The 22589-nt window shown below is 58.8% G+C and carries 28 protein-coding genes and 1 riboswitch; of the genes, 9 read left to right on the forward strand and 19 right to left on the reverse strand.

What is annotated here, in order from left to right; genetic code table 11:
* Nucleotides 1–95: 95 nt before the first annotated feature.
* The 8 genes from Q1M04_RS11895 to Q1M04_RS11925 all read right to left on the reverse strand — a co-directional run bounded on the left by Q1M04_RS11895 (nucleotide 96) and on the right by Q1M04_RS11925 (nucleotide 5898).
* Entirely contained in the window at nucleotides 96–887 is a 792-nt protein-coding gene (locus tag Q1M04_RS11895; protein WP_297998796.1) for a recombinase family protein, read from the reverse strand.
* Nucleotides 884–1489 (reverse strand): KilA-N domain-containing protein, encoded by a 606-nt coding sequence (locus Q1M04_RS11900; protein WP_297998794.1) that lies wholly within the window; start codon nucleotides 1487–1489, stop codon nucleotides 884–886. The genes Q1M04_RS11895 and Q1M04_RS11900 overlap by 4 nt, the downstream gene beginning before the upstream one ends.
* A gap of 254 nt (nucleotides 1490–1743) precedes the next feature.
* The gene (locus Q1M04_RS11905; RefSeq protein ID WP_297998792.1) at nucleotides 1744–2655 is read right to left on the reverse strand and encodes a hypothetical protein; all 912 of its coding nucleotides are present in this window, start codon (nucleotides 2653–2655) and stop codon (nucleotides 1744–1746) included.
* A gap of 18 nt (nucleotides 2656–2673) precedes the next feature.
* A complete protein-coding gene (gene rhuM / locus Q1M04_RS16195; RefSeq protein ID WP_366131962.1) occupies nucleotides 2674–3075 on the reverse strand; it encodes a RhuM family protein in 402 nt (133 codons plus the stop codon).
* 10 nt (nucleotides 3076–3085) lie between these two features.
* Nucleotides 3086–3256, reverse strand: a complete 171-nt coding sequence (gene rhuM, locus Q1M04_RS16200; protein WP_366140830.1) for a RhuM family protein — start codon at nucleotides 3254–3256, stop codon at nucleotides 3086–3088.
* 43 nt (nucleotides 3257–3299) lie between these two features.
* Nucleotides 3300–4496 carry an XRE family transcriptional regulator gene (locus tag Q1M04_RS11915; protein WP_297998790.1) on the reverse strand — a complete coding sequence of 399 codons (1197 nt, stop codon included), beginning with the start codon at nucleotides 4494–4496 and terminating at the stop codon, nucleotides 3300–3302.
* A 24-nt stretch (nucleotides 4497–4520) separates the two neighbouring features.
* Nucleotides 4521–5273, reverse strand: coding sequence for a DUF5986 family protein (locus Q1M04_RS11920; RefSeq protein WP_297998788.1), 753 nt, complete (start codon nucleotides 5271–5273; stop codon nucleotides 4521–4523).
* A 421-nt stretch (nucleotides 5274–5694) separates the two neighbouring features.
* Nucleotides 5695–5898 carry a sporulation sigma factor SigK gene (locus Q1M04_RS11925; protein WP_297998786.1) on the reverse strand — a complete coding sequence of 68 codons (204 nt, stop codon included), beginning with the start codon at nucleotides 5896–5898 and terminating at the stop codon, nucleotides 5695–5697.
* A 193-nt stretch (nucleotides 5899–6091) separates the two neighbouring features.
* On the opposite strand from Q1M04_RS11925, the gene Q1M04_RS11930 reads away from it, so the two are divergent.
* From Q1M04_RS11930 to Q1M04_RS11945, 4 genes are all read left to right on the forward strand, one after another.
* Nucleotides 6092–6403: a GIY-YIG nuclease family protein gene (locus Q1M04_RS11930; RefSeq protein WP_297998784.1), complete on the forward strand. Its 312-nt coding sequence runs from the start codon at nucleotides 6092–6094 to the stop codon at nucleotides 6401–6403.
* On the forward strand, nucleotides 6345–6623 hold the full coding sequence (locus tag Q1M04_RS11935; protein ID WP_297998782.1) for a hypothetical protein: 279 nt from the start codon (nucleotides 6345–6347) through the stop codon (nucleotides 6621–6623). Before Q1M04_RS11930 ends, Q1M04_RS11935 begins: the two co-directional genes overlap by 59 nt.
* A 166-nt stretch (nucleotides 6624–6789) precedes the next feature.
* Entirely contained in the window at nucleotides 6790–7263 is a 474-nt protein-coding gene (locus Q1M04_RS11940; RefSeq protein ID WP_204791376.1) for a metallophosphoesterase family protein, read from the forward strand.
* 126 nt (nucleotides 7264–7389) lie between these two features.
* A complete protein-coding gene (locus tag Q1M04_RS11945) occupies nucleotides 7390–8028 on the forward strand; it encodes a CatB-related O-acetyltransferase (RefSeq protein WP_297998780.1) in 639 nt (212 codons plus the stop codon).
* 81 nt (nucleotides 8029–8109) lie between these two features.
* Here Q1M04_RS11945 and Q1M04_RS11950 read toward each other — a convergent pair whose 3' ends face one another.
* Nucleotides 8110–8394: a Dabb family protein gene (locus Q1M04_RS11950; RefSeq protein ID WP_297998778.1), complete on the reverse strand. Its 285-nt coding sequence runs from the start codon at nucleotides 8392–8394 to the stop codon at nucleotides 8110–8112.
* 15 nt (nucleotides 8395–8409) lie between these two features.
* Nucleotides 8410–9612, reverse strand: coding sequence for a pyridoxal phosphate-dependent aminotransferase (locus tag Q1M04_RS11955; protein WP_297998776.1), 1203 nt, complete (start codon nucleotides 9610–9612; stop codon nucleotides 8410–8412).
* A gap of 296 nt (nucleotides 9613–9908) precedes the next feature.
* Nucleotides 9909–10085, forward strand: a riboswitch (Lysine riboswitch).
* A 73-nt stretch (nucleotides 10086–10158) separates the two neighbouring features.
* On the opposite strand from Q1M04_RS11955, the gene Q1M04_RS11960 reads away from it, so the two are divergent.
* The 4 genes from Q1M04_RS11960 to Q1M04_RS11975 all read left to right on the forward strand — a co-directional run bounded on the left by Q1M04_RS11960 (nucleotide 10159) and on the right by Q1M04_RS11975 (nucleotide 14226).
* Nucleotides 10159–11910: a Na+/H+ antiporter NhaC family protein gene (locus tag Q1M04_RS11960; protein WP_297998774.1), complete on the forward strand. Its 1752-nt coding sequence runs from the start codon at nucleotides 10159–10161 to the stop codon at nucleotides 11908–11910.
* 148 nt (nucleotides 11911–12058) lie between these two features.
* Nucleotides 12059–12910, forward strand: a complete 852-nt coding sequence (locus tag Q1M04_RS11965) for a TraX family protein (RefSeq protein ID WP_297998772.1) — start codon at nucleotides 12059–12061, stop codon at nucleotides 12908–12910.
* 27 nt (nucleotides 12911–12937) lie between these two features.
* Entirely contained in the window at nucleotides 12938–13210 is a 273-nt protein-coding gene (locus Q1M04_RS11970; protein ID WP_297998771.1) for a hypothetical protein, read from the forward strand.
* A gap of 38 nt (nucleotides 13211–13248) precedes the next feature.
* Nucleotides 13249–14226, forward strand: a complete 978-nt coding sequence (locus Q1M04_RS11975) for an XdhC family protein (protein WP_297998769.1) — start codon at nucleotides 13249–13251, stop codon at nucleotides 14224–14226.
* A 44-nt stretch (nucleotides 14227–14270) separates the two neighbouring features.
* On the opposite strand, the gene Q1M04_RS11980 is transcribed toward Q1M04_RS11975, so the two are convergent.
* The 8 genes from Q1M04_RS11980 to moaA all read right to left on the reverse strand — a co-directional run bounded on the left by Q1M04_RS11980 (nucleotide 14271) and on the right by moaA (nucleotide 20332).
* Nucleotides 14271–14768 (reverse strand): molybdenum cofactor biosynthesis protein B, encoded by a 498-nt coding sequence (locus Q1M04_RS11980; RefSeq protein ID WP_297998767.1) that lies wholly within the window; start codon nucleotides 14766–14768, stop codon nucleotides 14271–14273.
* A gap of 13 nt (nucleotides 14769–14781) precedes the next feature.
* Nucleotides 14782–15834 (reverse strand): sulfate/molybdate ABC transporter ATP-binding protein, encoded by a 1053-nt coding sequence (locus Q1M04_RS11985; RefSeq protein WP_297998764.1) that lies wholly within the window; start codon nucleotides 15832–15834, stop codon nucleotides 14782–14784.
* The gene (gene modB, locus Q1M04_RS11990; RefSeq protein ID WP_297998762.1) at nucleotides 15825–16493 is read right to left on the reverse strand and encodes a molybdate ABC transporter permease subunit; all 669 of its coding nucleotides are present in this window, start codon (nucleotides 16491–16493) and stop codon (nucleotides 15825–15827) included. Before modB ends, Q1M04_RS11985 begins: the two co-directional genes overlap by 10 nt.
* A 19-nt stretch (nucleotides 16494–16512) precedes the next feature.
* On the reverse strand, nucleotides 16513–17346 hold the full coding sequence (gene modA, locus Q1M04_RS11995; RefSeq protein WP_297998760.1) for a molybdate ABC transporter substrate-binding protein: 834 nt from the start codon (nucleotides 17344–17346) through the stop codon (nucleotides 16513–16515).
* Nucleotides 17347–17433: 87 nt separating this feature from the next.
* Nucleotides 17434–18453: a molybdopterin-binding protein gene (locus tag Q1M04_RS12000; RefSeq protein WP_297998758.1), complete on the reverse strand. Its 1020-nt coding sequence runs from the start codon at nucleotides 18451–18453 to the stop codon at nucleotides 17434–17436.
* Nucleotides 18454–18465: 12 nt separating this feature from the next.
* On the reverse strand, nucleotides 18466–18906 hold the full coding sequence (locus Q1M04_RS12005) for an MOSC domain-containing protein (RefSeq protein ID WP_297998756.1): 441 nt from the start codon (nucleotides 18904–18906) through the stop codon (nucleotides 18466–18468).
* A 2-nt stretch (nucleotides 18907–18908) separates the two neighbouring features.
* Nucleotides 18909–19388, reverse strand: a complete 480-nt coding sequence (moaC, locus tag Q1M04_RS12010; protein ID WP_293278906.1) for a cyclic pyranopterin monophosphate synthase MoaC — start codon at nucleotides 19386–19388, stop codon at nucleotides 18909–18911.
* Nucleotides 19389–19393: 5 nt separating this feature from the next.
* Entirely contained in the window at nucleotides 19394–20332 is a 939-nt protein-coding gene (moaA, locus tag Q1M04_RS12015; RefSeq protein WP_297998754.1) for a GTP 3',8-cyclase MoaA, read from the reverse strand.
* 119 nt (nucleotides 20333–20451) lie between these two features.
* On the opposite strand from moaA, the gene Q1M04_RS12020 reads away from it, so the two are divergent.
* The gene (locus tag Q1M04_RS12020) at nucleotides 20452–21147 is read left to right on the forward strand and encodes a Crp/Fnr family transcriptional regulator (protein ID WP_295757591.1); all 696 of its coding nucleotides are present in this window, start codon (nucleotides 20452–20454) and stop codon (nucleotides 21145–21147) included.
* A 52-nt stretch (nucleotides 21148–21199) separates the two neighbouring features.
* Here Q1M04_RS12020 and Q1M04_RS12025 read toward each other — a convergent pair whose 3' ends face one another.
* A complete protein-coding gene (locus Q1M04_RS12025) occupies nucleotides 21200–22513 on the reverse strand; it encodes an alpha-amylase family glycosyl hydrolase (RefSeq protein ID WP_297998751.1) in 1314 nt (437 codons plus the stop codon).
* Between the last annotated feature and the right edge of the window lie 76 nt (nucleotides 22514–22589).

A 22589-nucleotide genomic window follows, 5' to 3' on the forward strand; every position in this document is an offset into this window, starting at 1 on the left:
AAAAAAACACGATTGTCAAATCGTGTTTTTTTCTGGATGTTCGATTTTGTCACAAAGGAAAGAATTTAGGGTAACTGCACAATAAAATGTTGTTTTCAGTCTTGTCCTTTATCGGTAACGTCCTTAGCGTCTCCGGTATATTTTTCGTTCCGCAAAATGCTGTTGATGCTGGATATAGACCATTTTTCATGACCTGATTTCGTCAGACGTTTTTGACTTTCCAGTAATGCCTTGATATCACGCAGACTCTGTCCATCTAAATAGGCGGTAAATATTTGCTGAACAATGGCTGCCTCTTCTGGTATGATTTCCGGTTCACCATTTTCACCTTTTCGGTATCCAAGCCAGCTTTTGTAACAGTACCTCACATTACCTTCTTTAAATGACGCGCGAACGCCCCACTTCACACGACTGCTGATTGCTTCGCTCTCGGCCTGGGAAGTTGCTCCCATCAGCGTTAAGATCAGTTCGTTAGACATCCGAGAGGAGTCGATTCCTTCGGATTCAAAGATAATGGGGATATTCAGTTGTTGAAGAAGGCGGACATAATGCAGACAGTCCAAAGTATTCCTGGCAAAACGAGAGATGGACTTTGTAAGGATCAAATCGATCTTACCCTGCTGGCACCAGCGAATCATGCGCTGAAAACCATCTCGCTTTTCAACTGAAGTACCGGAGATGCCTTTGTCGGAAAAAATGCCGGCTAAAGTCCAATCCGGATTGGAAAGAATTTTATCTGTATAGTACTCCTTCTGCGCCTCATAACTGTTCTGCTGGGCTTCCAAGCTGGTTGAGACCCGGCAATAGGCAGCGACCCGCAGCTGTCTGCGCTGGGGTGGAATTTCCGCAGGATCTTTGGCAGGGAGTTCTATCACTTCTCGCTTCATGATAGATCGGCCTCCCCGCTGCTGGAAGACGACGCATAATTTTGAATCAGCATGTACTGAAATTCAGGAAATAGCCATGCTTTGAAATGAAAGAAAATTTCTGGATGGGCATATGTCCCGCCGGTTTTGTCCGCTTTTGATTGGATGCCAATGGCACCGGTGGCTTCGACCCATTTCTTTGTGGTAAAAGTGGTTGGAGCTGTGCGCAGACTTTCCATTAAACGATAGCAGCCAGCATCGTTGAAGTTCTGGTTGTTTTGCAGCTCCCATATACGCAAAAACTCAATTGTCCGAATTTCCCGAAGCCAGCTCTGAATCACATAGCCTGGAGAAGAGGTGTCTTTTTCCCTGGCAAGCGCAGTCAGGGAAAGATATGTATTATTCTGAAAACGTGTAGTCGGCGCATCCATTTTTGGTATTTCCTTGACAATAGGGCGCGGAACTCCCAGCGAGGCGTTAATGTGATAACGGTCATATAGGATTTGATCGTATCTTGAAAAAGCGTCATCACCGATGATGCCTTTTTCCAGCAGAGATTTCAAAATGACTTCTTTGGAATAAATGTATGAGACATAGTTTTGCGTTGTCTTGCTAGCATCCAAAAGCAAGTCCCCCTTTATGCTTTTCATGAAAGCCATTATAAGGGGAATTCAGCCGAAGGTCAACTTTAATTCCATTATATTGTAGAATAAAAAAGACCTCTAAGATTTAAACTATTGGAGATGCGTGGAATTACCGGAAGTAGATATTGGTTATTATGCAAATGAGCGGCGAGGTAAATTGTGGAATATTTACAAATATTATGGCAGAAGAGATAATTCCACACATTTATTATGTTTCGTGGTTCATGGTGTGTTTAATCTAGGGAGATTAATCGTCCGTTCCATAAGGCCTCTACTTTGCGCCGAACAACCATATTGGTATATGCAAACCCTAAATCTTCAATAAAAGAAAAGGTAATTTTACAATAATCATCTTTGGCGAGCTGTTCAAAAATTGCCTGCAGTAACGGTTGGTAATACTTAATTTGTGTGTCGGAATCAAAGACCTTATTTTTCTCAAGAAGTTCATAAGCGGCTGTTGCATTCGCCGCATGATATACCTCAGGGTTTCGAAAAATATATGCAAGAATTTGAGATACTAGCATTTTTGCACTGGGATTTTCTGCATCCACCTCTTTATCTATCTCACGAACCTTTTCCCTGACCTGAACTAAAGAAAGTTGGTCTGAAAAGGGATCGAGATTAGCACCCCAATAGTATGCGATGAACTCACGCCACAATGCGTACCCAGTACCAATGGTGCTATCTATGTTGCCCGTCTCTTTATTCACACAGAATTTATCAAAAAAGTTATCTCCACCAATTTCATGAGTTGTACAATAAATATGCACCAGCTCATGTAAAATAATTTCATACCAGCGATTAGGCTCCATATCGGAATCTAAAGAGCAGAGTATTCCGTATACATCACCATTGATGAAGGCCTGAGCTTCAAAGGAATCCATATATCCCTCTTTCGTAAAATCATCGTAGTATTTTGTAAGATATGCTGGGAAGTACTTTTTACAAAACTGTGCATACACCGAAGTGCCATTTTCAAGATGAAAGAATTCTAATTTGAGATTATGGTCATTAAAGAAATTGCCGCCCACTGCGGAATTGAAAATCGATTTACAGCACTCTATAATTTCCCTAAGGTCTTGTTCTCTAGAATGGCTTGTACGGCAATCCTTTGGGTTTAAGTATTCGCTTCCTTTTGATGACATCTTGAATATACCCCCTATTCATTCTAACGATAGAATCATTCCTTGATGGGATGGCCCACTCTCATTAGGGGCTGCACTCCGCTCTGCACTGATCTTACCTGGTCCAATCAGCAACACGTTGCCATTGAACTCCAAGAATCCATCCAGGCGCTTTGCCCAATCCTCCATGCTCATGGGAATTTTCCGCTTTGCTTGAAGTTCCGCGTAATCCAGATAGAGTGTCACGATCCGCTCCAGATTGGACATCTCTTCTTCGCTGAGATAGTTTTTGGCGACAATCACATCTGCCTTTACGATTTTTCCATCTGGAGTACTCTCCCAGGTGGTCAGTCCCATGAGTTCTTTCGCGGCATCTGCCCGCTCTACAATCAGGTCGGTCGCCGTGTGACGGTGGACCGCATAATGCAGCTTATTCTGCACTGTCTGAGAATTATCTTGTAGTCTTTACATCTTTGTCGTAGTCAAAGGCTGTCGTATAGAGATTCGTGACCTTTTGATAAAACTTGCGTTCGGACAGGCGAATCTCACGGATATACTGCAGGTGGCGCTCGAAATATTCATCCGTGAACATATGGCCTTTTTTCAGCCGTTCTTTATCCATCGTTCAGCCCCGGATCGTATGGTTCCTCTTTTCGATAAAAAGTTCAAAAAGCGGGACCATTTTGCTTTAATTGAACAATGCGCATCGGGCTCGGTTCCACCCTGAGCGTATCTTTTCGAAGATGGAGAAGTTCCTCGATATCCTCCGGATACATCGTTACACCATATTTCTTAAACAGCTGGAGGAGAGTGTTCGGGTTCAGATAGTCAGCTTCAAAGAGTACATCAATAGCTCCCTGAAAGATATTCTCATTTAAATAATACGGCGTATCATCGGGTTCATTTGTGCGCCAACCTTTTTTAGAGACCTGCCGCATCATGTACTGATACTGGTTATCAGTGATAGCTTTCAGTTGGTGGGCCCTGTAAATCATGGCCTGCATGGAACAATGCCACCGTTTTTTTAAATGCAGGTAGTAGTTCAGATCAGTCGGATATGCCTGGATCTCTTGGAGGAAAGACTCCTTCGGAAGGAGGAAAGCACTGGCAAATCTATTTGCCTGACTTTCACGGCTCTTGAACTCCTCCTTGCTGATCAGGTCTAGGCTTTCGCTCCAAGGGTGAAGGAGAATGTGCCCAAGCTCATGTGCCATATCAAAGAAAATTCTACCCTTTGGTTTTTCTCCTTGTGCCACTGCAATAAAAAATACATCACCGCCATCCATAAGTGTTCGCTGGCTAAAGGCATCGATTTTTCTGTCTACAGTATCAAAACCCGTAACGACAATACCGTTTTCTTCCAGAGTAAGCTGAAGATTAGGTATTGGCGAGAGATCCAATCCCCAATATTCTCGTACCGTTAGTGCGATCTCCTCGATCTCTTCCTGCATAGCTTCTTGAGCCACATCGTCAAATTCATTATCGCTCTCAACAAATTCCACTTTTGGCAAGTTCAAAATTGGAAAATCCACATACTGCGCCAGTATCTGGAACATTTTAGCCACGTACTCCAATTTGAGACTCTGTGCCGTGCGGCTCATTTTGGTAGCACTGGTCAGAGAACGGAAATAGGTCACCTCCGTTGTCGTTTTACACTTATCCTCTTGTAGGAAATATTCCGTTGGGAAATCAAGTGCATGAGCTATGACTATCACTCGTTGAATATCTGGTATGCTTCCGTTTTCATATTGGGAAAGAGACTGCTTGCTGATATTGGTTTGTTCCGCAAGCTCTGTCAATGTCCAGCCACGTAAAAGCCTCGCATTTTTCAACCTTTCCCCGCGAAATCTATTGTTGTCCATTGTTTATTCTCCTTAGAGGAGCCATTATGCCCGATTTTCTTTCTCTGGTTCAATAATCTCCGGGCGAATACCTTTTTTTATGGCTACCAAGTCTCTAGCAGTTTTCTTCGGCTCCGTAGTTTCTTCTGGATTTTCAGGCCGATCTGCAGTCAGCTGTGTATAATCCGGTTTGATATATTCGTTTAGGGAAAGGGAACTTACTTTGTTGAATCCTCTATCAAGAAGCTCCAAATTTACGCTAAGGAGATGGCTTTGCTCAAAAGCGTACGTCACTACATAATGGCGATATCCAGAGTCGGGATCGAGGACGCCTGCCACGATTTTCTTATAGTCCTCTCCCAGCACATCGTCTTCAAACTGCTCCATCGGCATCATGGTCATCTGAACGTATTCACCTTGAAGATCACCATTCTCTACAGCCAAAATAGACTGTAAAAAGTGTGGACAGGTACGGTTTTTCTTTTTTGGGATTGCCATCAGATTCTGCTGTGTAGTAATTGTATAGGTGATACGGTTTTTCAAATCGACCAGCATTCGTCCATCCCAAGAATAGCGTTTGAAAGAAATCAAAATAATGTCGTCCGACACAACGAGAGTTCGTAGATTGTCGTTTATTTTGTCACCACGGAGGTAACGGATGCTGTTCATTGTTTCCATATGATTCTCATGGCAAAAATCTGGTACATCTTCTTCAATGGCCTTCTGGATGGCACGGACGATACGGCGAATTACTATCTTTTCGCTGGGAAAAACGGCGGCGTACTTATACTTGGTCAAGACCATACCCCTTATCATGCTTATTTGTCTGATATTTTTACACACTTACACAAATTTGTCAAGCATTGTTTTGGGATTTATTAAAATTTTCTATCATCGTATCTTCTTGGGACTTTCTTTCCTTTCATTGAGTATTGACTACTCAGTACACTCGGGGAGTTGTAATGGATGCTCTTTCCTACATAAGTGAAATCGCTGTGGTGCAATGGGTTTAGTACGTTTGGTATGAAAAAGTCGGCAAACTACTCCCTCGGTGTAGTCTGCCGATTTACCTTGTGGCGTTTTCCGAACTTGTTGTGATATCATATTTCGTCTGAGGAACCCATGTCTTTATAAAATCACATTCCACATAATAGTTGCGGCTTTTTTGCCCTGCCTGAACACAGCCCGTCCCCCGCCGAACGAAATCTTTCCTTTTGCTTTACCCGTTGTTAATAATATGTGCCACCAGTCTCAAATTCCGTTCAATGAGCACCTGCCGGGCCTCCGGGTCCCCCTGGGCATACTTTTCCAGCCACTCCCGCTCCTCGGCGGCGGTCAGGGGCTTGGGGAAGGACCCGCCGCCGGAGAGGCGCAGGGAAAACAGCAGCGTATTGGCGAACAGCAGCAGCGCGGCGGACAGCATAAGACCTCCTTACCGGAGCCCGAGGCCCCGGCTGCCGCTTTCCCGGCTGGCGGCGGACCGAATTTAGGAGCGGGATGCCCGCCCTCTCCTCTTAACCTATGAAAACCGGGGAAGTCCCTATGCGGCCTTTGCATTTGAAGCGCCGGTATGGTATAGTGTTTCCCGGAACCAGAGAACGAAGGGAGGCGGCGGCATGGGCTGGACGGTGTACATCCTCCGCTGCGGGGACGGGACGCTCTACACCGGCTGCACCAACGATCTGCCCCGGCGGCTGGCAGCCCACCGGAGCGGCAGGGGCGCTAAGTACACCCGGAGCCGCCTGCCGGTGGAGCCGGTTTACCGGGAGGAAGCGGTGGACAAATCCGCCGCCCTCCGGCGGGAGGCGGCCATCAAGCGCTTGGACCGCCGGAAAAAGCTGGCGCTGATTGGGGAAAAGGAGGGGCAGGATGGAGATTCGGCCGCTGCGGGAGACGGACAGCCGCCTGGAAGTCCGCCGGATTTATGAGGAGAGCTGGAGGTCCGCCTGCCGGGGCATTGTCCCCCAGGCGTACTTGGACGGCATCCCCGCCGGGCGCTGGGCGGAGGCCCTGGATCGGCCCGGATGGGATACCCTCGTCCTGACCGTGGTGGAGCGGCTGGCCGGGAGGTCCTGTACCTCCGCCATATCGAGTAATACGAAAGGGCCCCGGGAAACAGGCAGTCCCGGGGCGGCGAAAGGCTTTTAGAAAAATGGGCGGATTTTGCAAACATGCCGGGCAAATTCTTAATAAAGTATAAATTTGGTCCGCAGATTCTTGCAAATTCGGAAGGACTTTACTATACTGATGCTTACTATTTGACGGAGGAAGCAGGGAAAGCCCCGCGCTGAACGCGGAGAGGAGGAGCACCTTTATGAAAGTGCTGGTTTTGTCCGATTCCCATGGGAATATTTTTAATATGATCCAGGCCGTGGAGCGGGAGGCGCCCCGGATGGTTTTCCACCTGGGGGACTGCTGGCGGGACGGGGAACGGCTCCACGACCGCTTCCCGGAGCTGCCCTTCGAGCAGGTATATGGCAACTGCGACTATTTCCGGGGCTCCCGGGAGGCGGAGAAGCTGCTGTGCCTGGGGGACAAGCGAGTGCTGCTGTGCCACGGGCACACCTATGGCGTGAAGCAGTCCCTGCTGGCGGCAGGCCTGGCGGCGGAGGAGAAGGATTTGGATCTCTTTTTGTTCGGGCACACCCACAAGCCCCTGGTGGACATGCGGGGGAAGACGCTGTTTTTAAACCCCGGCAGCATTGGGGACTACGCCCGGCCTACCTACGGCGTCGTGACGCTGGAGAACGGGAAGCTGGACGCCCGGACGGCGCTGCTGCGGGGATAGAGCGGCGGTTTTGCCGCGATGCTCGAAACACGCTTTAAAATCGAAGGGAGTGGGAGCGGGTGAGGCGCTGCATTGCCTGAGCCGGAATCGTCCAAACTAACGTCAAATGAAAAAGGAGAAGATTCCATGACGATTCCGGCTTCCACGAAGCTGTACCCCAGGACAGGGGACAGCCAAACCATCTATCTGAAAAACGCCGTCCAGAATCCAAGAATTGAAATTGGCGATTTTACAATCTACAACGATTTTGCCCGCGATCCCAGGGACTTTCAAAAGAACAACGTGCTGTACCACTACCCCGTCAACGGCGACCGGCTGGTGATTGGGAAGTTCTGTTCCATCGCCTGCGGGGCGCGGTTTTTGATGAACAGCGCCAACCATGCCCTGGGTTCCCTGTCCACCTATGTGTTTCCCATCTTCTACGAGGAGTGGGGCCACGGGATGGAGGTGACGGAGGCCTGGGACCACCGGGGGAATATCGTAATCGGGAACGACGTGTGGATCGGCTATGAAGCGGTGATCCTCTCCGGCGTCACCATCGGGGACGGGGCCATCGTGGCGGCCCGGTCCGTGGTGACCAGGGATGTGCCGCCCTATACCATCGTGGGCGGCGTTCCCGCCAGGCCTATCCGGCGGCGGTTTGACCAGGAGACCATCGACGCGCTTTTGGAGCTGCGGTGGTGGGACTGGCCCCTGGAAAAGCTCTCGAAAAGCCTCCGGGCCATCCAGGCGGGAGACCTGGAAGCCCTGCGGCGCAGACGCTGAGCTTCTTGCAAATTGAAAAGAGCCGCGCCGTGATTTCACGGCGCGGCTCTTTATAGATACGGCGGCATTGATGTCGAGACTTTATAAAACCTCGTAGTCCACCGCCACCCGGTCCTCCCGGATGGACTTGCACAGGGCGGAGACCGCCTTGTGCCGGGGGTCGTTCTTATAGGCTTCCAGGTCCTCCAGGCTGTTAAACTCGCTGACCAGCACGGCGTCGTAATTCCTGGCCCCCACGTTTCGGGCGACCTCGCTTTGAAGAAGCTGGGGGACAACCCCTTGCAGGGCCCGGAGGCCGCCGAGGAACTGTTCCTGTTCCGCCTCGGTGCCGGGGCGGAATTTCCACATGACGATATGGCGAATCATGAAGGGCCCCCCCGCTTACCTGCCGTTTTTCCGGTTGTACGCCTCGATGCCCAGGCCCAGCAGCTCGATGGCCCGGGTTAGCTCCTTGGGCTGCGTGACGTAGGCGATGCGGACCTCGTTTTTCCCCTTGCCGGGGGTGGCGTAGAAGCCCTCGCCGGGGGCGTACATGACGGTTTCGCCCTGGTCCTCAAACTCCTGAAGGAGGAAGTACTGGAGCTTTTCCGCGTCGTCCACGGGGAGGGTGGCCATGACGTAGAACGCGCCCTCCGGGGAGCTGTGGGTGACGCCGGGGAGCTTGGAGAGGGCCGCAACCAAAGCGTCCTTCCTCCGGCCGTACTCGTCCCGGACGGAGGCCAGGTATTCCGGCGTCATGGTTTGGTAGAGGGCGGCGGCGCCGAGCTGGTCCAGCGTGGCGGCGCAGAGGCGGCCCTGGCAGATCTTCATGGCCAGCTCCATAAAGTGCCGGTTCCGGGAGATCAGCGCGCCCACCCGGGCGCCGCAGGAGGAAAAGCGCTTGGAGATGGAGTCGGTGACGATGATGTTCTCCGCCGCGTCCTCGAACTTCAGCAGGGAGCTGAGGGGTTCCCCGGAGTAGATGATCTCCCGGTAGACCTCGTCGCTGACCAGGAAGAGGCCGTGCTCCTTGCAGATGTCCACCAGGAGGCGCTGCTCCTCCCGGGTGAGCACCGCGCCGGTGGGGTTGCCGGGGTTGGTGATCATGACGGCCTTGGTGCGGGGGGTGATGAGGGGCTCGATTTTCTCCCGGCTGGCGAAGCGGTAGCCCTCTTCCGCCGTGGTGGGGATGGGCACGATTTTCCCGCCGGTGACGCCGATGAAGGTGTCGTAGTTGGGATAGAAGGGCTCGGGGATCAAAACCTCGTCCCCGTCGTCCAGGATGCAGGCGGCGGTGAGCTGAAGGGCCTCGCTGCCGCCGTAAGTAGCCAGAATATCCTCCGGAGCCAGGGAGACGCCGAAGCTCTGGTAATAATTCCGCACGGCCTCTAAGTACGTGTCCACGCCACCGGCGGGCGCGTAGGCCAGAACGGAATTTTGAAAGCCCCGCACGGCGTCAAAGAATGCCTGGGGGGTCTCCACGTCGGGCTGTCCGATGTTCAGATGGAGGACGCGCCGCCCGGCTGCCTCCGCCGCCACCACATAGGGGTGGAATTTCCGAATGGGAGAGAGGCTGCACGCCTCGCATTTGCTGGAAAACTTCATCCTTTTCGCCTCCTTGGGGCTTTGCGTTTTTTTGCTGCGCAGACTGCGCATTTCCTTATTGTAGCACCTCCTCGGCCCATGTCAAACGCTTTTCCAAAAATCGTCGTTTTGCCCGACAGAGCCGGGGAGGCCGGGGCGGAGGCTGGTCAAAGTGCGCAAAGGCGGGCGGCCCGTCCGGGGAGGGGGCGGGAGATCCCCGCCGAAAGATCCCGGTTTCAGGGACCTCCCGGCCAAAAGGGCGGAAAAATTTTCTGAAAAGTGGTTGACATTTCGGGACAGGCTACTATAATAGGGGCCAGCATGATAGAGGCGCGGACGTCAAGAGTACGCCTCCCCAGAGGTTCAGGAGCCGGGGAGGGGGAAAGGGGCTTCCGCCGAGGCTTCGCCCTCCCCCCTGAGGGAGCCGGAGCCGGGCCGCGGGGAGAACATCCCCCGGACTGTCACCTCTTCGGAGGTGGAGCGCTGTCGTGGATTCATCCGAAAGTGTGTACGGGTTGAAGTCATGACGAGCTGTCATGACTTTATTTTCATTTAGGAGAGAGTGCTATGAGAACCCTGAGAAGACGGTTTTTGCCTCTGCTGGCGGTTGTAATGCTGCTGTGCGCGGCCATGACCGTACCTGCCCTTGCCGCCGGGGAGGACCCAACGGAACTGGCGGGCACGAAGTACATTGAGTGTCCCGACTGCGGAACCTCCGGCGTCGTCCTTTCCGGCGAGGGGGAGGCCGTTTCCTGCGAAACCTGCGCGGACAGCGGCTATGTGGGCTATGTGGAGTCCCCCAGCCCCTTCTACAACACCTTCTGGTCCTTGATTCCCCCCATCATCGCCATCGCCCTGGCGCTGATTACCAAGGAGGTCTACTCCTCCCTGTTTTTAGGGATCCTGGTGGGCGGCCTGCTGTACTCCAGCTTCGCCTTTGAGGCCACCATCCTCCATGTGTTCAACGACGGCATCGTGGCCTCCGTCACCGATTCCTACAACATGGGCATCCTGATCTTCCTGATTATCCTGGGCTCCATGGTGTGCCTGATGAACAAGGCGGGCGGCTCCGCCGCCTTCGGCCGCTGGGCTAAGGACCATATTAAAAGCCGCGTCGGGGCCCAGCTGGCCTCCGTGCTTCTGGGCGTGCTGATTTTCATCGACGACTACTTCAACTGCCTCACCGTGGGCAGCGTCATGCGGCCCATTACGGACAAGCACAACATCTCCCGGGCAAAGCTTGCCTACATCATCGACGCCACCGCCGCCCCGATTTGCATTATCGCCCCCATCAGCTCCTGGGCCGCGGCTGTCGCCGGCTTTGCCGAGGACGGCCAGGGCTTTAACCTCTTCCTCCGGGCCATCCCCTATAACTACTACGCCCTGCTGACCATCGTCATGATGGTGGGCATGATCCTTATGAAGGCCGAGTTCGGCCCCATGGCGAAGTATGAGAAAAACGCCATCGAAAAGGGCGACCTCTTCTCCGGCTCCAACCCCTACGCCGGGGCGGAGGACGACGCGCCCGAGGACAAGGGCCGGGTGCTGGACCTGGTGCTCCCCGTGGTGGTCCTCATCATCTGCTGCGTCATCGGCATGATTTACTCCGGCGGCTTCTTTGACGGCGAGGGCTTTATCACCGCCTTCTCCAACTCCGACGCCTCCGTGGGCTTGATGCTGGGCTCTGCCTTTGCCCTGGTGTTCACCCTGGTTTATTACCTCATCCGCCGCTCCATGAGCTTCAAGGAAATGATGGGCTGCATCCCCGAGGGCTTCAAGGCCATGGTCCCCGCCATCATGATCCTCACCTTCGCCTGGAGCCTGAAGAACATGACGGACTCCCTGGGCGCGAAATTCTTCGTCCGGGACTTCGTCCGGACCTCCGCCGGCGGCCTCCAGATGATCCTGCCTCTGATCGTGTTCGCCATCGGCTGCCTGCTGGCCTTCGCCACCGGCACCTCCTGGGGCACCTTCGGCATCCTGATTCCCATCGTGCAGAACGTCTTCTCCATGGACAACCCCATGGCCATCGTCTGCATCTCCGCCTGCATGGCGGGCGCGGTCTGCGGTGACCACTGCTCCCCCATCTCCGACACCACCATCATGGCCTCCGCGGGCGCCCAGTGCGACCACGTAAACCATGTGTCCACACAATTGCCTTACGCCATCACCTGCGCGGTGGTGTCCGGCGTCACCTACCTCATCGCGGGCATCCTGGTGAGCATGGGGGCCCCGGGCCTGCTGGGCCTGCCCATCGGCATCGTGCTGATGATCGGCGCGCTGTTTGTGATCCGCTCCAAAAATCCCGGCGCAAACTAAGCCGGCCCCCGGAAGGAACTCCACCTTCCTTCTGCCCGCGCCCGGTCCTCGACCGGGCGCGGGCCTTTTTGGGGTTGACTTTCTTTTATGACTGTATTATTATAGCAATACACCAACTCAATAATACAAAATGAAAGGAAGCACGCGCATGGAGAGTATACGAACAAGGGGCCTCAGCTCCACAGGGCTGAAATGGATTGCCCTGATTTTGATGGTCCTAGACCACATTCACTATTTCTTCGCTTACACAGGACGGGTGCCGGAGTGGTTCAGCATGGCGGGGCGGCTGGCCGCGCCGCTGTTCCTGTTCTGCCTGGTGGAGGGATTTTCCCATACGCATGACCGAAGGCGGTACTTCATGAAAGTATACGCAATCCACCTTCTGATGTCCGGCCTGCTGCTTTTGATGCTATGCGGCCTTCTTCCGATCCGGCCCGACGGATTCTATCCCATGAACGGCATGATGACCTCCTTTGCTATTTTAATGGTGGTTTTTCAGGGGATCGACTGGCTGGGGGAAAAGCGCTGGGGCCCGGGGCTGGCGGCGGTGGTCCTGCCCCTGGCGTGGCCCATTCTGGCGGGGCTTCTGATGCGGGGCGTGCCCGCCCTCCAGATGCCCCTGCTCGCCCTGGGCTATACCCTCCTGCCCATGTGGAACAGCAACCCGGACGCCAGCATTTCCGTCATTGCAACAGGCGTGCTTCTCTATGCGTTCCGCCGGAACCGGAGGGTCCAGGCCGGGGCTTTCGTGGCGGGAACCATGGTGTTTTCCTTCCTGCTTCCCCTGCTTTTGCTGTTCCAATCCCCGGAGTTTCACTGGACCATGATGTTTACCACCGCCTACGAGTGGTACGGGGCCCTTGCGGTGGCTTTGATGCTGTGTTACAATGGAAAACGGGGCCGGGGGCCGAAGGCTTTCTTTTACGCCTTCTACCCCGCTCATGTCTACATCTTATACGCGCTGTCCTGGGCAGCGTATCCGCTTCTGGCGGGAGGCTGACGGGAGAGCGGAAGGGAGGCCGCGCCGGTGGTGGAGATCCGCATCGACTTCGGGGACAGGAACAGCACCCCGGTCCCGGAGGAAGCGGCCATGCGGGAGGCCATGGCGGAACAAGCCATGGCGCTCTATGAGGACTTATCCCCCAGGACCCCGGTCCACAGCGTCTCCGTGCACTACAGCCATGAGGCGCAGGAGGACGAACGCGGCGGATCTCTGCGGCACTCCATTACGGTGGGGCTGCCGGATGGTACGCCGCTGACCCGGGAGATGGTGCTTTCCGGGAACCTGGAAAGCCGGTAGGCCCCGGATTTCCCTCTCATTAAGAAAGGAGCGCCCTTATGCGCATGATCTTTGAAAATCTGCTGGCCCTGCTGGACCGGGGGGAGGACGCCGTGCTGGTGACGGTGGTCTTGGCTCAGGGGTCCACCCCCCGGGGGGCCGGGTCCCAGCTTTTGGCGGGCCGGGAGGGCCTGATGGCCGGGACCATCGGCGGCGGACCGGGGGAGGCCCAGGCCCTGACTTTCGCGGCGGAGCTGCTGCGTGAGGGGCGGTCCGCCGTCCGCCGCCTGGAGCTCCGCCACGGCGGGGAATTGGATTCCGTCTGCGGCGGAGAGCAGACCGTGCTCTTCCAGCGCATTCCCCGTGACAACGGGAGCTGGCGGAGCGTGGCCCAAGAGGTTTTAAAGCGGCTGGAGGCCCACCGGAGCGGCTGGCTGGCCCTGGAGGCCGGGGCGGACCCGGCCCTGCTGGAGGCGGGCCCCGCAGGTCCCGTCTGGGACGGGGAACGGTTAACCTTCCCTCTGCCGGTGGGGGAACGGGTGGTGATCTTTGGCGGCGGGCACTGTGCCTTGGCACTGGTTCCGGTTCTGCGGAGCGTGGGCTTCCGGGTGGCAGTGTTCGACGACAGGCCAGAGTTTGCCTGTAAAGAGCGCTTCCCGGAGGCGGAGGCGGTGGTGTGCCATGCGTATACGGATATCGCCGGAGGATTGGAGCTGACGGCGGAGGACTACGCCGTGGTCATGACCAGCGGCCACAGCCATGACTTCGAGGTGGAGGAGCAGCTCCTCCGGCGGCCCCTTCGCTACGTGGGGGTCATGGGCTCCCGGACGAAGACCGCTTATGTCAACGGAAAGCTCCGGGAGGCGGGCATTTCGGAGGAGGCCACCCGGCGGGTCCACACCCCCATCGGTACCGCCATCAAGGCGGTGACGCCGGAGGAAATCGCCGTCAGCATCACCGGGGAGCTGATCTATGAGCGGGCCCTCCGGCGGGAGGCCGCCGGGAAGGCGGGGCATAGCTGCCCATCACATTTATAAAGTATAGAAAGAATCCTCCCGCCCCTTGGGCGGGAGGATTCTTTTCACGAAAAGGCGGAGGTACAATCGGCGGGCCCGCCCAGAAGCATCTTCAAGCCGTGCTCCAAGGCGGGCAGCACCGCTTCCAGGTTTTCCCGGGCCGCCTTGGGGCTGCCGGGGAGGTTGATAATGAGGGTCCCGCCCCGGATGCCCGCCGCCGCCCGGGAGAGTATCGCCCGGGGGGTGATGGCCAGGGACGCGGCCCGCATGGCCTCCGGGATGCCGGGGGTCAGACGCTCGCAGACGGCCAGGGTGGCCTCCGGGGTCACGTCCCGGGGGGAGAAGCCGGTGCCCCCGGTGGTCACCACCAGGGCGGCCCCGGTTTGGTCCGCCAGGCGGACGAGGGCGGCTTCAATGTCCGGCTGCTCATCGGGGACGACGCCGGTTTCCAGAATGGAATACCCTGCCTCCTCCAGCAGGGAGCATACCAGCGGGCCCGCTTCGTCGGGGCGCTGGCCCCGGAAGCTCCGGTCGCTGACGGTGAGGACGGCGGCGGTATACAAATGAAATCTCCTCCTATTTCAATAACATCAGGTCCTCCGGGCGGACCGCCGCCCAAAGGCGCTCCCGGTCCGGCAGGGCGGCCCAGGCGTCTTTTGCCAGCTCCATCCAGAGGGGCGGGGCCCCGGGGGAAGCCGCCTCCGGGCGGAGGGCGGCGAACACGGAAGACACGTCCTCCGTTACCCGGACGACTTGACAGGGGAAGGCGTTGACCGCCCCCGCCTCCTCCGGGCGGACGCGGTCAGCCCGGAGGCCTAAGGCCGCGGCTCCCTCCCGCCAGGGGGCGCGAAGGACCAGCCCCCAGGCCGGAACCTCCACCAGCCCCGGGGCGGGGCCGGGGCGGACAGGGGCGAAGTTTTTGCACCCGGAGAGCCGCGCGGCGGCGACGGTGCCGGGGTTTGCCATCAGCTCCGCCATGGACGCTGCCGGAGCGGACTTCCCGTCCTCCAGCACGCAGACCCGGGAGCAGTTCCGGTAAACCTCCCCCCGGTCGTGGCTGACCCAGACGGCGGGGCCTGGGAAGCGCTCCAGAACCTCCCGGAGCTCCTGCTCCAGCTGCCATTTCAAAAAGCCGTCCAGGGCGGAAAAGGGCTCGTCCAGCAGCAAAACCCCAGGCTCCGCCGCCAGAATGCGGGCCAGGGCCGCCCGCTGCTGCTGCCCCCCGGAGAGCTGCCGGGGATAGAGGCCCGCCTGATCCTCCAGATGCAAAAGGGCCAGCAGCTCCGCCGTCCGCTCACGGCGCCGCCGCTTGTCCATGCGGCCCAGGCAGACGGCCACGTTCCGCTCCACCGTCATGTGGGGAAACAGGGCGTAGCTTTGAAAGAGGAAGCCCACCCGGCGCTGCTGGGGCGGGAGGTTCACTCCCGCCGCGCTGTCAAAAAGGACCCGTCCGTCCAGCGCAATCCGCCCCCGGTCCGGCCGGTCGATGCCGGCGATACATTTGAGGGTGGCGCTCTTCCCGCAGCCGGAGGCCCCCAGCAGGGCCAGGGCCGCTCCGTCCTCTGCTGTGAAATCCACGTCCAGGAGGAAGTCCCCGTAACGCTTTTGTATCCGGGCGGTCAGGGCCATGAGCGCCCCTCCTTTCGCTCCAGCAGGTTTACCGCCAGCAGCACGGCGGCGGAGATCCCCAGGTTCACCAGCACCCAGCGAAAGGCCAGGGCGTCCTGCCCGGTGCGCCAGAGCTGATAGACGGTGGTGGAGACGGTGGCGGTGCGGCCGGGGGTGTAGCCCGCCAGCATGGACGTGGCCCCGTACTCCCCCAGGGCCCGGGCGAAGGCCAGCACCGTCCCCGCCAGAATGCCCTGGCGGCAGACGGGCATCTGGACCCGCCAGAAGATATAGAAATTGCTGAGTCCCAGGGTCCGGCCCGCCTGGGCCAGGGTCTGGTCAAAGGACTCGAAGGCCCCCCGGGCGGTGCGGTACATCAGGGGGAAGCTCACCGCCACAGCGGCAAAGACGCCGGACTGCCAGGTCATGGCCAGCCGGAGGCCGAAGGCTTCCAGAAACCAGCTCCCCAGGGGCCGCCGGGGCCCCAGGGCCAGCAGCAGCAGCCAGCCCACCACCGTGGGGGGCAGCACCAGGGGCAGGGTGAGGACCACGTCCAGCACGCCCTTTACCAGCCGGGGGGCGCGGGCGATGACCTGAGCGGCGAAGACGCCCAGGAAGAACACCAGCACCGTGGAAACGGCGGCGATGCGGATGGAGTTGTAAAGGGGAAACCAGTCCATAGGGGCCCTCCCGCTTTTGTTATCCCAGAGGCGTGAAGCCCACGGCCTCCAGCACGGCCCCGGCGGCGGGGGTGCGGAGGTAGTCCAGGAAGGCCTGGGCCTCTTCGGGGGATTTGCTGTTTTTCAGCGCGGCGGCGGGGTAGATGACCTGCCCGCACATCTCCGCCGTAGCGGTGTCCACCACCGTGAGTCCGGCGGAAAACGCATCGGTCCCGTAGATGATCCCGCAGTCCACCGTCCCCTCGGATACCTGGGTGGTGACCTCCTTGACGTTGGAGCCGTAGGTCAAAACCCCGGCGGCGTTGAGGGCCGCCTCATCCAGCCCGAAATAGGCGAAAATCTTCTGGGTGTACTGTCCCACGGGGACGTCCTCGTTCCCCATGGCCAGGAGGACGTCTCCGGCTTCCAGGGCGGCTTTCAAACCGTCAAAGTTTTGAATGCCCGCCGGATTTCCCTCCGGGACCACCAGGGCGACCTTGTTCTCCAGAAGATTGAAGCGGGTATTGGAGGCAATAAAATCCAGGCTGTCTTCCGCGTTTTCGTCCGGGGCATCGGCATTGACGGCGGAAGCGGCGGCGGCGTCCAGCTGGTTCATCTGCTTCTGCCCGGCGGAGATGAAAATATCGCAGTCCGCACCCTCTTCAATCTGTGTTTTCAGCGTGCCGGAGGAATCGAAGTTGAATACCAGAGTGACGCCGGGGTGTTCCCTTTGGTAGTTCTCGCCGATCTCCGTCAGGGTCTCCTGCAAGGAGGCGGCGGCAAAGACGGTCAGCTCCGCGCCGCTGTTCTTGGAACCGCCGCAGGCGGTCAGGGACAGAGCCAGGGTCAAAATCAGGATCCATCCTCGTTTCATCGTTGTTCTCCTCTTCCTATCACGCGGAATAAAAGTTTCGCCCGCCTTTTCAAAGGCGGCGGGGTCCAGGGGCGGCGCCCCCTGGGGCTACTTCCCAAACCCGCAGTTGGGGTAGGTGCAGACCTCGCAGCCCAGGCACAGCCCGCCTTCGCCCAGGGAGGTGAGGTCCTTCCGGGCAATGGGGACCCCGGCGGCGATCTTGGGCAGGACCAGGTCGAAGATGGTCCGCTTGGCGTACATGACGCAGCCGGGAAGGCCCAGGATAGGGGTTCCGTCCTTAAAATACCCCAGCAGGAACATGGCCCCCGGCAGGACGGGCGCGCCGTAGGCCACAATATCCGCCCCGCTGCGCTTCACGGCCCCGGGGGTGTTGTCGTCAGGGTCCACGCTCATGCCGCCGGTGCAGAGAATCAGGTCCGGGCGGGCGGCCTTGACCTCCAAAATGGCGTCTTTCACCGCCTCGACGCCGTCCCCCGGCGTCCGGCGCTCGATGGTTTCGATGCCGAACGCCGCCAGCTTCCGCTCCACCACCGGGGTAAAGGCGTCTTGAATCAGGCCCTTGGCCACCTCGCTGCCCGTGGCGACGACGGCGGCGGTTTTCAGCTTCCAGGGACGCAGCTCCAGCAGGGGCCGGTCCCCGGCGGCGTCCTCCGCCCGGCGGAGCTTCTCCTCCTCAATGACCAGGGGGATCACCCGCGTTCCCGCCAGCTTGTCCCCCTTGCGAACCGCCGTGCCGCCGTGGCGGGTGGCGATCAGGATGTCCTCCAGGGCGTTGACGGCGTTCAGCCGGGCGCTGTCCACGAGAAGCAGGCCGTCTGCCGCGGCGGTGAGCTCGATTTTCCCCTCCTTGACCGCGCTCCGGTCCATGCCCTCGTTCCGGCAGAGGGCGCAGAGGCGCTCCGCCGCGTCGTTTTCGTGGACCATGCCGGGGGCCATCTCCCAGACATAGAGGTGCTCCTTGCCCATGGAAAGGAGGACGGGAATGTCCTCCGCTTGGACCACATGGCCCTTGCGGAAGCGGGCGTCCTTGTACGTTCCCGGAATGATCTGGGTCATATCGTGGCAGAGGACGTGGCCCACCGCTTCTTGTGTGGCGATCAGCTTCATGGCGCTCGCTCCTTATATAGAATCTTTTATAATCTCAATCGAGTCGCCCTTGCGGACGATCCCTTCCTCCACCACCACGGCGAAGACGCCCTCCGTGGGCATGACGCACTTCCCGGTGGCTTTTTTGATCGCACAGTTATTGTGGCACTCCTTGCCGATCTGGGTGACCTCCACCACCGTCTCCCCCAGCCGGAGCCGGGTCCCGATGGGAAGGGACTTCAAATCCAGCCCCCGGGTGTTGATATTTTCCGCGAAAGCCCCCGGCTGAAGCTCCGGCAGCAGGGAGCGCATTTTGTCCACGCTCTCCTCCGCCAGCAGGGAAATCTGCCGGTGCCAGTCCCCGGCGTGGGCGTCTCCCAGGATGCCGTGGCGGAGCTTCAATTGGATTTCCGGAACCTCCCGCTTGACGGTGCCCTTTTTCTCGCTGATGTTGACGGATACCACCTCTGCCACGTTCACCACTCCTTTACATAGCTGCCGGTCTTGCCCCCGCTCTTCCGGCAGAGGCGGATCTCGGTGATTTCCATGTCCCGCTGGACGGCCTTGCACATATCGTAAATGGTCAGCGCCGCGGCGGAAACCGCCGTCAGGGCCTCCATCTCCACGCCGGTCTCCCCCTTGCACTTCACCTTGGAGCGGATATGGACGGCCTCCTCCTCCAGGGTAAAGGCGATGTCCACCGCCGTCAGCCGCAGGGGGTGGCACATGGGGATGAGCTCATGGGTGCGCTTGGCGGCCAGGATGCCCGCCACCTGGGCCACCGCCAGAACGTCCCCCTTGGGAGTCCCGCCGGTACGGATAAGGGCCAGTGTCTCCGAATTCACGCGGACCCGGCCCTCCGCCTCGGCCTGGCGGAAGGTGACGTCTTTTTGGGTCACGTCCACCATGCGGGCCCGGCCCTGTTCGTTGATGTGGGTCAATTCCAGGTTTTCCATCTGGTTCAGCCTCCAATCTGGTGCATGTTCCGGCCCGCCTCGCTGCGGCCGGTTTCGTTCATGTGGTGCCGCTCCGGCTTGGCGGCCGCGCCCTCCCGGATGGCCCGGCGCAGGGCCTCGCCGTGGAGTCCCCGGAGGGGGATCTCCTGGTTCGAGTGGAGGCAGGGCTTCAGCTTCCCGTCCGCCGTCACCCGGATGCGGTCGCAGCTTTTGCAGAAGCGGTGGCTCATGGGTTCGATCAGCCCCACCAGCCCCGGCCCGTCCGGGGGGCGGTAGCGCCGGGCAACGCCGGAGCCCTCCGCCGGGCGGAGGTCCGGGCAGGCGTCCAGCACCGCCTGGGCGGGGAGGAATTGGGCGGTTCCGCCCTCCCCAATGGGCATCAATTCAATAAAGCGGACCTCTATGGGATACCGCCGGGCCAGGCTGACAAAATCGGGAATCTCGTCTTCGTTGAAGCCCTTCATCAGCACCACGTTCAGCTTTGTCCCGGTAAAGCCCGCCTCCGCCGCGGCCTCCAGGCCCCGGAAGGCTTCCTCCAAACGGCCCGCCCGGGTCATGTAGGCGTATCGGTCCGGCCGGAGGGTGTCCAGGCTGACGTTCAGCCGGTCCACCCCCGCCTCCCGGAGGGGCTTTGCCAGTTGGGAGAGGGCCGCGCCGTTGGTGGTGAGGCACAGCTCCTCCACCTCCGAAATGGCGGAAATCCCCCGGCAGATATCCAGAATCCCCCGGCGGACCAAAGGCTCCCCGCCGGTGAGGCGGACCTTGCGGACGCCGCAGTCCACGGCGGCCTGGGTAATTTCCACCAGCTCCTCCACAGAGCAGACGTCGCCGTGGTCCCGCTTGGGGACGCCTCCGGCGGGCATGCAGTACCGGCAGCGGAGAGAGCAGAGGTCCGTGACGGAGAGGCGGAGGTAGGTGATGTTCCTGGCGTAGCGGTCCCGCATGGCGGCCTCCTTTCTTCCCTGGCGGCGTGAGTTGGGTCTATTATAAAGGAGACCCGAGGAAAAAGAAGTTGTTATAACAACATTTCTCTGCTATAATTTCCAGAAAGGGAGGGGATGCCATGGATACGCGCTTGACGGCTCTAAGCCGGTGCCGCCTGTTTCAGGACCTGCCCCGGGAGACACTGGAGCGGGAAATCCTGCCCCGGGGGAAGCGCCGGGAATTTGAGAGGCAGAGGGTCCTCATCGCGCCGGGGGACCGGGTGGACTGGTTCTGCGTAGTCCTTCGGGGAAAGGTCCAAATCTCCCAGATTTTCTCCGACGGGACCAGCAGCCTGATGGACGCACTGGGGCCCGGCCATACCCTGGGGACGGACCTGATCTGCACCCGCAGCCGCCGCTCGCCCTACTATGCCGTGGCGGCGGACCGGCTTGAGGTCCTTCGGTTTTCCGGGGCGCTGGTGCTGGAAGCGGGGGCGCTGCCCGGGGAGGCGCGGACGATCCTCTGGCGGAACCTGCTGACCCTCCTCTCGGACGGCAATCTCCGCAAGCACTACCGTCTGGCCATTCTGGCCCAGCGGGGCCTCCGGGACCGGGTGCTGGTCTATCTCACCATGCAGGCGGAGCGGCGGGGGACCAACACCTTCCGCATTCCCTTCTCCCGGGAGGAGCTGGCGGCCTTCCTCTGCGTGAACCGGAGCGCCTTGTCCCACGAGCTGAGCCGCATGGAGGCGGAGGGGCTGATCCGGTTTCGCAAAAACGAGTTTACCCTCCTCTCCGCCGGGGAGAGGAGGAGCGCTTGGAGCGGGACGGAATAAAAACCCGCCGCCGGGTTAAGGTCCGGCGGCGGTTTTTGCTTTTATAAAGTATTTACACTTTCTCGCATTTCCAGAATGCCACGCTGTAGGGAGGCAGCTCGCTGCCGCCGCCGAAGTCGTGGAGCTTCCCGGTGATGAGATCCACCGCCTGGCCGCAGCCCGCGTCAAAGTGGGCGGTGTAGGGCGCGTCCGAGGCGTTGACGGCCACCAGGACCCGCTCCGCGTCCGTCCGGCGCTGGAAGATGGTTTGGTGGTTGGTGAGGACGATGTCCTTGAAGTCCCCATAGCACAGGGCCTCGCTCTCCCGGTGGGCCCGGGCCATGGCGGCGATCTGGTCCGTCAGAGCGTTCCACTCCGGCGCGTCAAAGGCGGGGCGCAGGGCGTCGTCCCCCTGGGACTTCTCCCCCAGGGCGCCCCACTCGCTGCCGTAGTACAGGCAGGGGATGCCGGGCATGCCGAAGGCCAGGCCGTAAATCAGGGGGACGTGGGCGGGATTTGTCAGGATGCTGGCGGCCCGGGTCACGTCGTGATTGTCGGCGAAGCAGAGAAGGTGCTTGCCCTTGTAGAGGGTCCACGGCTCCGGGCCGAACTGGCGCTTGAGGCTGTGGACGATCTCGAAGAGGTTCATGGAGTTCAGGCTGGAATAGAGGCCCTTGTAGCACTCGTAGTTGGTGCAGGAGTGGAGGAGGCCGTCCCCCACCCAGCGGTTGTAGTCCCCGTGGAGGGTTTCGCCCACCAGGAAGAACTCCGGCTTGAGGCCGTCGCAGAAGCTCCTGAGGCGGCGGAGGAAGTCGATTTCCAGGCAGTAGGCCACATCCAGCCGGAGGCCGTCGATGCCGAATTCCTCCACCCAGAACTTCACGCACTCCAGCAGGTAGTCCACCACGGCGGGGTTGCGGAGGTTCAGCTTCACCAGCTCGAAATGGCCCTCCCAGCCCTCGTACCAGAAGCCGTCGTTGTAGTTGGAATTGCCGTCGAAGTTGATATGGAACCAGTCCTTGTAGGGGGAGTCCCATTTCTTTTCCTGCACGTCCCGGAAGGCCCAGAAGCCCCGGCCCACATGGTTGAACACGCCGTCCAGCACCACCCGGATGCCGTGGGCGTGGAGGACCTCCACCACCTGGGCAAAGTCCTCGTTGGTTCCCAGGCGGCAGTCCACCTTCCGGTAGTCCCGGGTGTCGTAGCCATGGCGGTCGCTGTCGAAGATGGGGGAGAGGTAGAGGGCGCCGGCCCCCAGCTTTTGGATATGGGGGGCCCAGTCCCCGATTTTGCCGATGCGGCTTACGGTTACGCCGTCGTTTTCCTTGGGCGCGCCGCAGAAGCCCAGGGGATAGATTTGATAGAATACGCTTTTGTCAGCCCACATAGTTGAACCGTCCTTTCTTGGCGGAGGTGGATCGCTGTATTTTACGGTGATGAACACAGAGATATCGTACAAATCA

The organism is uncultured Oscillibacter sp. (assembly GCF_950073225.1).
In the GTDB taxonomy this organism is placed as follows: Bacteria; Bacillota; Clostridia; order Oscillospirales; family Oscillospiraceae; genus Oscillibacter.

Coding starts and splice junctions, on each gene's coding strand:
- Q1M04_RS11975 (WP_297998769.1), top strand. CDS start 13,249: ATGCGCATGATCTTTGAAAATCTGCTGGCCCTGCTGGACCGGGGGGAG.
- Q1M04_RS11950 (WP_297998778.1), bottom strand. CDS start 8,394: ATGATTCGCCATATCGTCATGTGGAAATTCCGCCCCGGCACCGAGGCG.
- Q1M04_RS11915 (WP_297998790.1), bottom strand. CDS start 4,496: ATGGACAACAATAGATTTCGCGGGGAAAGGTTGAAAAATGCGAGGCTT.
- Q1M04_RS11905 (WP_297998792.1), bottom strand. CDS start 2,655: ATGTCATCAAAAGGAAGCGAATACTTAAACCCAAAGGATTGCCGTACA.
- Q1M04_RS11895 (WP_297998796.1), bottom strand. CDS start 887: ATGAAGCGAGAAGTGATAGAACTCCCTGCCAAAGATCCTGCGGAAATT.
- rhuM (WP_366140830.1), bottom strand. CDS start 3,256: ATGGATAAAGAACGGCTGAAAAAAGGCCATATGTTCACGGATGAATAT.
- Q1M04_RS11930 (WP_297998784.1), top strand. CDS start 6,092: ATGGGCTGGACGGTGTACATCCTCCGCTGCGGGGACGGGACGCTCTAC.
- Q1M04_RS11925 (WP_297998786.1), bottom strand. CDS start 5,898: ATGCTGTCCGCCGCGCTGCTGCTGTTCGCCAATACGCTGCTGTTTTCC.
- moaC (WP_293278906.1), bottom strand. CDS start 19,388: ATGGAAAACCTGGAATTGACCCACATCAACGAACAGGGCCGGGCCCGC.
- Q1M04_RS11935 (WP_297998782.1), top strand. CDS start 6,345: ATGGAGATTCGGCCGCTGCGGGAGACGGACAGCCGCCTGGAAGTCCGC.
- Q1M04_RS11985 (WP_297998764.1), bottom strand. CDS start 15,834: ATGGCCCTGACCGCCCGGATACAAAAGCGTTACGGGGACTTCCTCCTG.
- Q1M04_RS12020 (WP_295757591.1), top strand. CDS start 20,452: ATGGATACGCGCTTGACGGCTCTAAGCCGGTGCCGCCTGTTTCAGGAC.
- Q1M04_RS11960 (WP_297998774.1), top strand. CDS start 10,159: ATGAGAACCCTGAGAAGACGGTTTTTGCCTCTGCTGGCGGTTGTAATG.
- Q1M04_RS11940 (WP_204791376.1), top strand. CDS start 6,790: ATGAAAGTGCTGGTTTTGTCCGATTCCCATGGGAATATTTTTAATATG.
- moaA (WP_297998754.1), bottom strand. CDS start 20,332: ATGCGGGACCGCTACGCCAGGAACATCACCTACCTCCGCCTCTCCGTC.
- modA (WP_297998760.1), bottom strand. CDS start 17,346: ATGAAACGAGGATGGATCCTGATTTTGACCCTGGCTCTGTCCCTGACC.
- Q1M04_RS11945 (WP_297998780.1), top strand. CDS start 7,390: ATGACGATTCCGGCTTCCACGAAGCTGTACCCCAGGACAGGGGACAGC.
- modB (WP_297998762.1), bottom strand. CDS start 16,493: ATGGACTGGTTTCCCCTTTACAACTCCATCCGCATCGCCGCCGTTTCC.
- Q1M04_RS11965 (WP_297998772.1), top strand. CDS start 12,059: ATGGAGAGTATACGAACAAGGGGCCTCAGCTCCACAGGGCTGAAATGG.
- Q1M04_RS12000 (WP_297998758.1), bottom strand. CDS start 18,453: ATGAAGCTGATCGCCACACAAGAAGCGGTGGGCCACGTCCTCTGCCAC.
- Q1M04_RS11955 (WP_297998776.1), bottom strand. CDS start 9,612: ATGAAGTTTTCCAGCAAATGCGAGGCGTGCAGCCTCTCTCCCATTCGG.
- Q1M04_RS12025 (WP_297998751.1), bottom strand. CDS start 22,513: ATGTGGGCTGACAAAAGCGTATTCTATCAAATCTATCCCCTGGGCTTC.